The sequence below is a fragment of the Hymenobacter sp. HD11105 genome (assembly GCF_054051685.1).
Genome location: NZ_JBSWBR010000001.1, coordinates 716,256 through 728,046 on the forward strand (window position 1 = coordinate 716,256; position 11,791 = coordinate 728,046).

Annotated in this window: 9 protein-coding genes; 2 read left to right on the top strand and 7 right to left on the bottom strand. The window is 52.7% G+C overall.

The features are described from left to right. Nucleotides 1-2 precede the first annotated feature (2 nt). From ACW9KT_RS03255 to ACW9KT_RS03270, 4 genes are all read right to left on the bottom strand, one after another. The gene (locus ACW9KT_RS03255; protein WP_457077952.1) at nt 3-1,313 is read right to left on the bottom strand and encodes a lipopolysaccharide biosynthesis protein; all 1,311 of its coding nucleotides are present in this window, start codon (nt 1,311-1,313) and stop codon (nt 3-5) included. After that, nucleotides 1,307-2,548, bottom strand: coding sequence for a glycosyltransferase (locus ACW9KT_RS03260; protein ID WP_457077953.1), 1,242 nt, complete (start codon nt 2,546-2,548; stop codon nt 1,307-1,309). The genes ACW9KT_RS03255 and ACW9KT_RS03260 overlap by 7 nt, the downstream gene beginning before the upstream one ends. Before the next feature lie 113 nt (nt 2,549-2,661). Then, complete coding sequence (locus ACW9KT_RS03265; RefSeq protein ID WP_457077954.1) at nt 2,662-4,191, bottom strand: T9SS C-terminal target domain-containing protein; 1,530 nt, start codon at nt 4,189-4,191, stop codon at nt 2,662-2,664. Between the two features lie 65 nt (nt 4,192-4,256). Then, nucleotides 4,257-7,109 (bottom strand): TonB-dependent receptor domain-containing protein, encoded by a 2,853-nt coding sequence (locus tag ACW9KT_RS03270; protein ID WP_457077955.1) that lies wholly within the window; start codon nt 7,107-7,109, stop codon nt 4,257-4,259. 286 nt (nt 7,110-7,395) lie between these two features. Here ACW9KT_RS03270 and ACW9KT_RS03275 point away from each other — a divergent pair, with 286 nt between their 5' ends. Continuing rightward, nucleotides 7,396-8,286 carry a YicC/YloC family endoribonuclease gene (locus ACW9KT_RS03275; protein WP_457077956.1) on the top strand — a complete coding sequence of 297 codons (891 nt, stop codon included), beginning with the start codon at nt 7,396-7,398 and terminating at the stop codon, nt 8,284-8,286. Between the two features lie 331 nt (nt 8,287-8,617). Then, a complete protein-coding gene (locus tag ACW9KT_RS03280; RefSeq protein ID WP_457077957.1) occupies nt 8,618-9,157 on the top strand; it encodes a hypothetical protein in 540 nt (179 codons plus the stop codon). 361 nt (nt 9,158-9,518) lie between these two features. Here ACW9KT_RS03280 and ACW9KT_RS03285 read toward each other — a convergent pair whose 3' ends face one another. The 3 genes from ACW9KT_RS03285 to gcvH all read right to left on the bottom strand — a co-directional run bounded on the left by ACW9KT_RS03285 (nt 9,519) and on the right by gcvH (nt 11,744). After that, complete coding sequence (locus ACW9KT_RS03285) at nt 9,519-10,847, bottom strand: M28 family metallopeptidase (protein ID WP_457077958.1); 1,329 nt, start codon at nt 10,845-10,847, stop codon at nt 9,519-9,521. A 91-nt stretch (nt 10,848-10,938) separates the two neighbouring features. Further along, a complete protein-coding gene (locus ACW9KT_RS03290) occupies nt 10,939-11,346 on the bottom strand; it encodes a VanZ family protein (protein WP_457077959.1) in 408 nt (135 codons plus the stop codon). Nucleotides 11,347-11,363: 17 nt separating this feature from the next. Further along, nucleotides 11,364-11,744, bottom strand: a complete 381-nt coding sequence (gene gcvH, locus ACW9KT_RS03295; protein ID WP_457077960.1) for a glycine cleavage system protein GcvH — start codon at nt 11,742-11,744, stop codon at nt 11,364-11,366. Nucleotides 11,745-11,791: the final 47 nt, after the last annotated feature.

Consider the following 11,791-nt stretch of genomic DNA (forward strand, 5'->3'; position numbering starts at 1 on the left):
CTCTATTTAGCAGCTTTTTCGATAAAGAGGCTGGGCTCAGGCTCAGCTTGCGGCTTCTTGATTCGTAGCACTGTGCCAAGGTAGCGCAACTCCGCAGTGCCGGGAAGCAAGTCGCGCAGCGCAAAAGCGCTTGCCTTGTTGAAAGCCCGCAGCAGATAAGCCGTTGAGGTAAGGTAGGAAAGTGAAGCCGCCGCCGCTGCACCCTCAATTCCCCACTGTGGGATGAGTAGCCCGCAGGCCACAATTGTGACAAACAGCCCCACCATGCCCGCCGCCGTGTTGATTTGATAGTGCCCCACTCCCGCAAAATAGGAAGTAAGCAAAATGCTGGCAGCCGTAGCCAGCACGCCCGGTGCCAGCAAAAGAATTACAGGCCGCGCCGCGCCAAAATCGGCCCCAAATACCGCTGCCAACGCACTCGCAGGTATCAGGCACAGTCCAATTAAAATAACAGCTGTGCTGAACAGCGTGAGGCGCATGCCGCGCAGAGTAGGAGCCATCTGCGCCTTTTTATCAGGAGCATAAATCAAGTCGACATATTGGCTCAGGGAAGTGCTGCGCGCAATTATCCATACAGCCTCAGTCAGCGCCACGCCTACTGAGAGCACACCCACGGCGTGCGTATCGGCGTAGTACGCTACAAAGTAGTAGCTCAAGCGAAAGTTGATAAAGGCCAGGATATTGGATACGTGCGCCGCGCGGCTGTGCCGGGCTAGTTCGCGGGCCGAAGCCCGCAGGCGCGAACCAAGCTGCCAGCGGTCGGGCAACTGCCTCAGCAAGCGCAGACTCAGCAGAAAAGGCAGGCCTTGGGCCACGTAGGCGGCATAGTAGTACACCCGCACCTGTTGCCATTGACCCACGGCAAACGCTAGCAGCAGCAAGCCGGCCTGCAAGCCAGTAGAGAGCAGCAGCAGGGAGTTATAGGTTCTTTCCTGTCGGCGCCCCAGCAACAGGCCCGCGTTTACCAGGAAAAAGGCCTGTAGCAAACATATACCCCACAAATGACCTACGTAGCTGAATGGCACTGCGCGCCAAAGCCAGATGCCTAGCGCTCCAACCGTACAAACCAAGGCAGCCCACAAGTAGGAGGGAATCAGCAAGTGCCAAACGTTGCGCCGCGGCACCAGATACATCAGCGACACGCCACCCACTAAGCCCACAAATAGCAACAGCAACGCGCAATCAGTCACAAACAGGCTCACGGCGCCACGCCCGGCTGCTCCCAGATAGTGGGCCGTTAGCCACACGATGCCGAAGCTGCCTCCCGCGGTAGCCAAGCGAGTAATCAAGCTTTGGAAAACTCGCTTTAGCATGAGGCCAGCACGGGTTGAGAGGGCCTTGACACCGAAATTTGCCCCCCAGTCGGGCGGAGTATGCTGGCGTATAAGTCGGCGAATTGTTGTCCTACCGCCTCATAGCTAAAGTGCGTCACGGCGTGCTGCCGCATGCGCTGGGGGGCAAATTGGTTTGGCTTTGCTAGGGCTGCTTCCAGGGCTTGCTCCAGGGCTTGCTCATCGGCGGGCGGTACGAGGAGGCCAAAAGCGCCGTCGGGGGGCAAAAGCTCGGGTACGCCTCCAACGTGGGTGGCTACGACGGACAGGCCGCTGGCCTGGGCCTCAATAAGGACGCAGGGCAGGTTTTCGTAGTTACTGAACAATACTAGGCAGGTGGCGCGGCGCATCTCGGCGGCTACAGCGGCGGGTGGCAGCTTGCCTAGAAAAAATACTAGCCGGTCGAGTAGGCCTAGGTCGGTGGCCAAGCGGCGCAGCACGGCTTCTTGCGGTCCGTAGCCCGCAATACGAAGCTGAAAGCCAGGGTGCCGTTCTTCGAGGCGCGCTATGGTGCGCAAAATGCCAGTTAGGTTTTTAGCTTGTTCATTGAAAGCTGCCACGTGCAACAAAATGCCCCCCAGTTGCCCGTGAGCTGCCTCCGAGGCGGGCTGGAACAGGTTAGTATCGACCACATTGGGAATAATCACATGATGACCGTTGCGAATATCCAGTGCACTCAAGGCCTGTTTGAGATTGCGCGAAACCGTGTGCAAAGCCGTTGCTCGCCTCACTACCCAGCGCGTTAGCCACCGGCGCAGTGCGCTGATCCGGCCAGCGTTTTGAGGCAAATACAAAGTCCAATGCTCTGTGATTACATAAGGCAAGTCATGCCGCCATTGCCACCACAGCGCCGCTAGGCCCGTGCGCAACAGCACATGCACATGTACCAGATCTGGTTTTGCCCCCCAGCACTGCACTAACTTTCGGTATCCTTGGCCCAGACACCAATAGTAGAGCAGTAACTTGAGCAGCTTGTCTAGCACCGGCAGCCCACTGGGCCGGGCCCGATAATAGTAGCGCAGCACGGGCACAGGGCCAGCGAGATCCGGCTGGCATTCCGTCCAGGTGGGCAAAGGGCCGCGGGCTACCGTCGCAAATAATACGGCTACCTCGGCGTGCGGTGCTATGGCCGCCACGTGCCGCGCCACGAAGTCACCATCCTGGTCGTCGTAGCGGTGGGGGTACCACTTGGGTAGCATAAGTACGCGCGGCTTCATTGTGCCTAAGCTAAGCAGGATTTGCGGACCTAGTACATGAAAAAAGGAAGCCCTTATCGGAGCTTCCTTTTTTCACGAATAATATAGTGATAACCTAGTAAGAATAAAAGCACTTAGTAGTCCGTGTTCTGAGGATCGAAGTTGGTCCAGCCTGCCATCCAGTTGTCGGCGGTAGTGCCGGAGCCGGAGAAGGCGCCGATGTAGTTCACCTTCGTGAAGAATGCGTCCGACACCTTTGAATCGGTGAAGTCGGCGGGTACTACCGGTGCGGTGGCCGGCGCAACCGTTACAATCGGGGAGGCCGTGCGCGGCACAAAGCTCGGAGCTGAGAGACTGAACGGGTTGAGCAGCTGCACATTGTCAGAGGTAGCAAAGCGACGATTGGTGTTCGCCTTGAGCCAGCTAACCGGGCCTACGGCCGTACCCCAGGCTGCGGAGTCAGAACTCATCACATTGTTGACGGTCAGGCTGCCTGCTCCACCATTAGGTCCTACATAGAGAATGCTGCGTTGCCCATTGATAGAGTTAGACCCTACTAAAGACCCCGCCACAATGTTGTTTTTGAATTTGGCCTCGCCGCGAGCAATGTTGCCCGCTGTCAGGGCATTATCAATCAGGACCGCGGTTGGGTAACCCATGATTACCGAGTTCATGATGCTGATTGACGAGTTGCGGCGAATGTGCGCACCCGCGGTGTATTGGGGGCTGAAGTTAGGAGCACCCGGATTCAGGATGGGCCCAACGGCGGTAAAGTTGGAGAACACAGCCGAAGTAAGAGGCGCTCTAGGTGTGCCGTTTGAGTCATTATCCGATTCAAAGGCCTTGGAGCCTGATTGGTCAGCCTGCTGCGGATCGCGCAACGATACTCCAAACTGCACTTTGCCCGAAAAGCCGTTGTCCGTGTCGAAGTCATCATCAAAGCCCCGGTGTGCTACCAGATACTTTGCGTTCACTGTGCCCCCGAACCACTCAAACGAATCATCCCCGCTGTACGAAACCTGAATATGGTCGATGGTAGTTGCGCTGCCCACCCCGTTAAATGTTATGCCATTCAACTCGTTGTTAGGGGTAAGAGCCACGCCAGGAAACTCGATGCGCACGTATTGCATTGTGCCCGAGTTGTCGGCGGCATTGGTGCCACCATAGCGAGTAGTAATACCACCTTCAGCCTGTGGTAACGTAGCACCATCAATGGCGTTTACCGGTGCATTGCCGCAAATAACCACCCCACCCCAGTCGCCGTAGTTTCGCGCGCCTTTTGGCTGGTTGGAAGTAAAGATGATCGGTTTGTCTGCAGTACCAATGGCCACTATTCTAGCACCAGGCTCGATAATGAGCGTACCCTTCGTGTCTTTATCGCCTTTGATAATAGTACCAGCCTCAATAGTAAGCGTAGCCCCAGAGCGCACGTAGATGAAGCCTTTCATCAAATACTTGTTGGCAGCAGTCCAAGTTGTATTGGTCGTGATTTCGCGCTCGATGCTAACAGTTTGTCCCGTTGGGGTTGGCGCCGGCGTGGTGCCTCCGGTAGTGCCCGTGGGAGGTGCTACATTGGGAGCTGGTGTAGTGTCATTCTTCTCACAGGAGGCAAGGCCCAACATCAGCGTCGCAACAAACGCCAGAGAAAGAGTATTCTTTTTCATAAAGTAATGAAGAGGTGTGAAAAGCGGGCTAAGCGTGCGAAATCAACAACTATAGTAGGGGGCAATTAAGGCAAGGGGGTAGTGATGGCCTGGCGAGGCTCCAGGTTAAAGCGCAGCCCTAACGTGTAGTAAGTGCCACGGCGGTAGCCAGCTAGCGAGGGGTCGTTCTTCGTGTACTTCTCATCACGGTTGTAGTCCTGAATCAGGTTTACTTTCTGATTGAACAGGTCTTGTATGCCGGCATTGAGCGACACCCGCCGGGAAATTGTTTTGGTCAAGGACAGGTCGACCGTATGGCGAGGCAGCTCAATCACGTCCGGGTAGTCGTTGCTGCCCGCGAACAGGATGCGTGGCCCAGATACGTTGTAGAGAGCGGCTACTTGCCAGGTATTCTCCGGAGTCTGATAGTACAAGCCTCCATTCACAACGTAAGGCGACTGGCCTTGCAATGCGCGGTTTTTATTCCAGGCTACGTTGTTGGCTCCCAACGATACTTCACTTCTAATCAATGAAGCGTTGAATACGGCTGACAGGTTTTTGAAGCCTCCCGTACCAAAGGCATCATCCAAGAAGCCTAAGTTCTTCTTCACATCCAGCTCCAGGCCATAGGCGTAGGCGCTAGGGGCGTTCACGAAGGTGTAAGCCAGATTGGTCGTCAGCACCACCACGTTTTCAATGGGGTTCTGAAACTTCTTGTAAAAGCCTCCAAAGTGAATCAGATCACCGTCGGCGGGGTAGAACTCGTAGCGTAGGTCGAAATTATCAATTGTAGCGACCTTGAGCGGGCTCTCTGGGTTCAGATACAAAGAGCCGAAGTTCAGCACGTTGAAGTCGAAGTCGTAGAAAAAGAACGGGGCTGATTCACGAAACTCCGGACGGTTGAGGCTGCGGCCGTAAGAGGCCCGTACTAGGTTTTTGTCGTTGAAATTATAGCTCAGATTGGCAGAAGGAAGCAAAAAGTTGGTGGTCACATTCTGCGATACAGGCTGACCGTTGATACCCGTGTTGATGGCCTGCACATTGCGCTCATAGCGGGCTCCTGTCAGTAGCTTCAGCTTAGTGGTAACCGGGATGTTGAAGGATAAGTATCCAGCTTCCTGTTCATTGGAAGCACCGTAGCGGTAAGTGGAGTTGATGTCTTCATCCATCCGAAAACCGTCGGGAGCAATGTTGCGCGGGTCGAAAATGTTACCAACGGCCTCATTGCGAAGGCGCGGGTCGGCAGCGGCGTTGAGCGAGTAGCCGAAGGCGCGTGCCTGAAAGTGACGCCGCCGATACTCCAGGTAGGTGCCGGCTCCTATTTCTATCTCTCGTTCAGCTACCTGTACCTTGTGCTTCAGGTTGGCATTGATCGTATAGATGTGCTCGTTCAACGATTGATAAAGACGGCCTGCGTTGTTCACGTCGACCCCGCCACCAGCGGGCGTAAGTACACTCTCCGTAAAAGCTCCCCCCTCACTGTTGGGGGGCGTTATTTGGTACGCTACCCGCCGCAGGTCGGGCTCATTTCGATTCGAGTAGCCGTAGCCACCCACCCAGCTAAAATCAGTCTTGTCTTTGTTGAAGCTGTGGGTACCGGCTAGCTGACCAGTATATGTAGTACGACCTTGGTAACCTTGCTGATAGCTCCGACGCGTAGGTGTTCCGTCATTATCCAGGCCCAGGCGCGTCGTTTGTTGGTTGCGGGCTTGTTGATTGAATAGGTTGCGAAATTCCAGTCGGCTGCCGTTGTTGAGCACAACGCTAAAATTCTGGAGGGCGCCCAACCGAACGTTATTGGTCGACTGATCGTCCTGTAGCTCGTCTGTGCGCAAGCCGTCAGCATCCGACAGGTTGCGAGTAATATTTAAGCGGGTAAACGTATTGGTATAGTTTACCGACGAGACGCTGCCAATTTCTAAACCCTTGAACTTGATTTGATCAATATAAGCCAAGTTGAAGCGAACGTCGGGAGTCGCCTTCATCTGATAGATTGGGAACGTATTCTCAATCTGCTTGGCGTAGAAATCACGCTCATACTGCTGATAAGCCGAGCCTAATACCGGAAAGCCCCCCGGCAACTCGCGTTTCCGGGCACCGAAACCAAATATGTCGCCGGCCTGCGTTTTATCCGTAAAGAAGTCCTTTCCCGTGGTTCCATCGCGGTAACCGACCGAGTAATTTACGGTCAGCAGACGCTCGTTGAAAGTGGGCTTACGCAGATAAACCTTTACAAGTCCCCCCGCAAAATCACCAGGTAGTTCGGGCGAAGGGTCTTTAAATACCAGCACCCGATCAAGCAGAGAGCTAGGCACAATATCAAAGGAAAATGACTTGCGGTCTGTTTCAGAGCTAGGCGCATTCACGTCATTGAGCCATACCGTATTGTACCGGTCGCTAAGCCCCCGCACCTGAATGAAGCGGTTGTCGACAATCGTTACGCCCGGAATGCGGCGTACTACTTCAGCCGCGTCACGGTCTTGGGTTTTTACAATTTGCTCCGAGGAAATGCCGCTTACTACTACATTCGCCTCCCGGATTTCACTAATTACGGAGACCTCCGTATTGGTTCGTCGTACTCCCTGTACTACTACTTCACCGAGCTGCTTGGTATCCTCCTCCAGCGTCGAGTTTACGGTCACCGTTTGCCCCGCTTTTACTACTACTTGCGGTATTTCGCGGCTTTTGTACGAAACTGAGGTGACGATAACGGTGTAAGTTCCAGCCGGGACATTAGAGAGGATAAAGCTGCCGTCCAAGTTGGTTTGTTCTGCCAGCGTTGTGCCTGCTAGCCGTACTGTCCCGCCGATAACACCTTCCTGTGTAGTGGCGTCCTTAATAGTGCCCTTCAGAATTCCGTTTTGGGCAAACCCTACTGTGAAGGATAGAAGGGTTAAAAAGAAGGCTGAAAAAGCCGTTTTTGAGCAGATGTTTCCCATATCGAGCACAAAAGTACCGGGACGTCATTAGCTCAATATTTCCTCTGTGTTATATAATCGTTACCCCCTCTTTGCGCCTTCGGATACACTTATAAATAGGAGTCTTATAAAGACTAAGGTGCTCTTTGCTTAGCTGATTAGCAAGTAGTATTGACTGTTGAGGGTGGACTACTGCTCACATAATCAGAAAGTTGTAGCATCATCTGCTCCTAGCGGGCTCATCTCGGCATCGGTGGTAAGTTCTTTACATTTGTGCTTGTCTTACCCTGATCTCGCTTTGTTGTCTATGCTCCAATCCATGACCGGCTACGGTATCGCCCACCGCGAAACTGACCACTACTCCGCTACTGTCGAAATCAAGTCGCTAAACTCCAAAACACTCGACTTGAGTCTGCGTTTGCCGCGCTTTCTCCAAGATCGGGAGTTGGAGATTCGCAACCTGGTAACTAAAAGCTTGGTGCGCGGCAAAGTAAACCTAAGCTTCGATTTTACGCGTCCCACTGCTGCTCGTACTACTTCCATGCTCAGCCAGCCCGCTCTGTTAGCTGCTTTTCATGAGCTAAAAGCCGCCGCTCAAGAGTTGGGCTTAAACGTTGGTGAAGAAACTCTGCTTGCGGCTCTGCGTCTACCAGGGGTGGTGTTATCGGCCAGCGAGCAGCAAGCGGAACCAGAGGAAGAAGTTGCTTGGGACGAGCTGTTGCCCTTAGTACACGAGGCTTTAGAGCGCCTGAATCATTTCCGTCAAACAGAAGGACAGGCCCTGACTACCGAAATAGTGGGCTACATAGATCGTATTCGCATTTTACTGGCCGATGTAGACCGCCACGATCCTATGCGCATCGAAAACGTGCGTCAACGCCTTCACACGCACATGGGTGAGCTCACGAAACACGAGCATTTTAATAGTGTTCGGTTTGAGCAAGAAATATTACATTATATAGAGAAGCTGGATATTGCCGAAGAGAAAGTTCGTCTTATCAGCCATCTGCACTACTTCACCGAAACGGTTTATCTGCCTGAGCTCAGCGGGAAAAAGCTAGCATTCATAGCCCAGGAAATGGGTAGGGAGATCAACACTATTGGCTCCAAGGCCAACGATTCAACGGTACAGCACTTAGTGGTGGGCATGAAGGAAGAACTTGAGAAAGTTAAAGAGCAGATCAACAACATTCTTTAACTAAACTGATACGTTGGGAAGTAACAATGTAAGTATCTGCATTTTTTTAAGAATAAATATTATATAATTATTTAAATAATTATGATCAATAAAATAAGTAGTTATAAAAGTGTTGAGAAATTATTTTTAAGTGCATCAATGGCATTTTTGAGCCGTTTACAAAGTTTTCCGTCATAAATTAGTCCTAATGAGATACGGTTAAAAATTATTTTTCTCAGATAGACTTGCGTCTTTATAAATGGTTCGTAAATTGTGTTATCCAAACAGAGCTACTTAGGCTTTCGCGGATAAGTACTCTATTTTGAGTTTCACACTTTTACAGTTCAAGGCTATGAGAAAAGTCTTACTATTACCCGTTCTGTGCCTCTTTCTGCTATTGATGGCAGCCAAGCCAGCAGCTGAAGTTGAGTTGATAAAAAAGCGCGTACTGAGCGAGCGAGTTGAGATCTTGATTCCAAAGGGATTTGAGGTGATGAGTGAGCAACAGATGGACTTCAATTACGCTAAGTCGCAGAGCCGGCCAAGCGTGATCTTTACGAATAGCAAAGAAGCGAGCCTCATCTTCAACTACACCGACAACGCTGCCGATCAGGATATGATCGATATGTACGCAGCTACATTCTACAAAACATACACCAAACAGTACAAGGGTGCTAAGTGGTTTGAGAACGGCGTGAAGGAGATTAACGGCCGCAAGGTTGGTTACATGGAACTCATGAAGCCTGAGCTAGGCCACGAAGTGTACACGCTGATTTTCTTCACCGATGTGGAAGACAAGCTGCTCATGTGCACCTTCACTTGCGCCGACCGTCAGAAGCCCGAGTGGGAAGCCGTAGCCAAGCAGATCATGGCTTCGGTGAAAACCAACTAGGAGGGCTTTCCCGCTTCAAGATTACTTTACTGAAACGCCTCACCCCAGCCTTTCGCAATCTGCGAATTAGGCTGGGGTGAGGCGTTTCTATTATCTATATAAAGCAAAGCTTATCAGAACTCTACTGTAATGGTAGTTGACTAGAGACACGTAGCAAAGTACGAGGTTGGGCGGCCCAGCTTACAGCTCCTATCTTAAAAGAAAGCTAATTGCTTCAGAAAGCCACCAAACAATGAGGCGCTTGCTTAGCTCAACCGCTTTATAGCTACGTGCGCCACTATTCAGGTCTCACAAGTAGATAGGCTGTATGGCAATTTTACCGGTAGGATATGTTACTAGCGTACTAGTCTGAGAGCGCTGTCTACAGCTTAAGAGGCATAGCACCCATAGCGTTTAGAAATTCGCGAATGAGGCTAAAAGCACCCGTAAAGGCAGTAAGCGGTAGGGTTGCAGCTTGGTCCTGAACATCGTGATACGCCTTAATACCGCCACGGGTATAAAGGAAGAAGGCCGGCACGCCGCGCTCAGAAAAAGGGAAATGGTCGGAGTTTGCCGCACGGCCGCGGGCTGCTAGGTTTGCAACGAAATGGTGGGCGTTATTTAAGCGAGTAAGTACTTGATACGCATCGGGTAATAAGTGGCCGTTTACTACTGTAATACCTTCGTCGCCGGTACCTAGTAAGTCTAGGTTTACTAAAAAACGGATTCGAGTGAGTGCCACTAATGGGTGCTCGACAAAATAGCGCGAACCAACTAATCCTGCTTCTTCCGCGCCAAATGCTATAAACACCACCGAATAAGCTGGCTGGTTGGCCGGCTGAGCGTAATGAGCAGCCAACTCCAGGAGCATAGCTGTACCACTAGCATTGTCATTAGCTCCCGGGAAATAAGCCTGTTTGCCCATTTGCCCCAGATGATCGTAGTGAGCCGTGACAACCAGAAAGGAATCGGGCTGCACCCGGCCAGGCACATAGCCTACTACATTCTGCGTTTGATAGTCTCGCTGCAGACGAGCCTCCACTTGCAGAGTGGCCTGGGGGGCATTTTGCGGCCAACGATCCGCTAGTACCAGCAGGCGAGGCTGCGGCTCTTGGGTTGAGGCCAACGAGGCCGTTAGCTTGGGAACCAGTGTGAGCCGCGCGACAGCTTGCGTAAGGTGTTGAGCAAAAACGTCGGGGAGGGTGCGTAGGCGGTCGGCGTCGCGCTGGCGCAACACAACAATTTTGCCCCCCAGAGCTTGTTGCAACCAGCGCTGCCCGGCATTCTCGTCGGTGAAGATGAGCGTATCAAGCAGGAGGACAGGGCCAGAAACACGGCCACTGCCCGAAGCAGGTTCGGCAATGAAATCCAGGCCGGGCCTCAACTTTTGCCCCCCAGCCTGAAGGCGCATCGCTCCCGGGAAGGCGTTAATATCGAGGGAGAAAGGTTGAATAAAGTTGGGGGACAGGGGCAACAAGCCTAGCTGGCGGAAGCGCTGCTGCACATACTTAGCCGCTTGCTGCTCGCCCCTACTTACGTAGCCACGCCCATGCAAACTCGGCGCTGTAAGCGTACCGATAGTTTGGCGGACTCGATTCATGTCCTGGGCGAGCGCTCCACTCGGCAAGCTCAGCCATGCACTTAGGACTAACCCCAACCAGCCCCCAGGTTTGATAAAGGAATATGGTAAGAAGTATCGAGTTGTGCGCATAAGTAGCCCTTCAGCTCATCAATTGCCAAGGAGGCGTAAGATAGATAACCAGTGCCACCAGCTTTCCCAACTAATTAATCCCCAAACCGACTTATTTCAACCAACGGCTCACAAAATGAAAAAAAACGCCCCCCAGCACGGCACCAATACCGTCGCTTAGCAAGTCCGTCCATTCGCCCTGGCGGCCAAGATTCATGCTGGATTGCAGAATCTCGATCAGACCGCCAAAGAGTGTACTGCCGATGACGGCTACGGATAAGGCATTGGCGCGCAGACCGGGAAAGCGGCCCTGACGGCGCAGCGAGAACAAGCTGAGCACGGTCAGGACGCCAAAAACAAAGGCATGCGCTGCTGTGTCGAACGACAGCAACTCCCACGTTGGCACGCCCGGCATATCTTCGGGCGGCAGCAGGGTCAGAACTAAAATGAGCGCCGCCCACGCCCCCGGCAGGGCCACGTAGGCCCGGCGCGAAGAAGCAGGCGGCGCTGAAGTAGGCACAGCCAAGAGAAAGGAAATTAAGCGCCTACCAACTCACCGTAGGCCTCAGCCGTCAGCAAAGAGTCTACTTCGGCGGGGTTAGCCACTGATAGTTTAATAATCCAGCCGTCACCGTAAGGGTCAGAGTTAACGGTTTCGGGGCTGCCGTCGAGGTGGCTGTTTACTTCCAGCACGGTGCCTGATAGGGGACTGAAAAGATCAGAAACCGTTTTTACGGCTTCTACTGTGCCAAATACCTCGTTCTGCGTAATCTCTTTATCGAGGGTATCGATGTCTACATATACAATGTCGCCGAGTTCCTTCTGGGCGTGGTCGGTGATGCCGATGTAGGCTATGTCGCCTTCTACGCGCACCCACTCGTGCTCTTTTGTGTACTTCAGATTTTCGGGAAGATTCATGGGGGGCAAAATTGAAGAGGTAGAGAGGGCAAAAGTAAGCGTTAAAT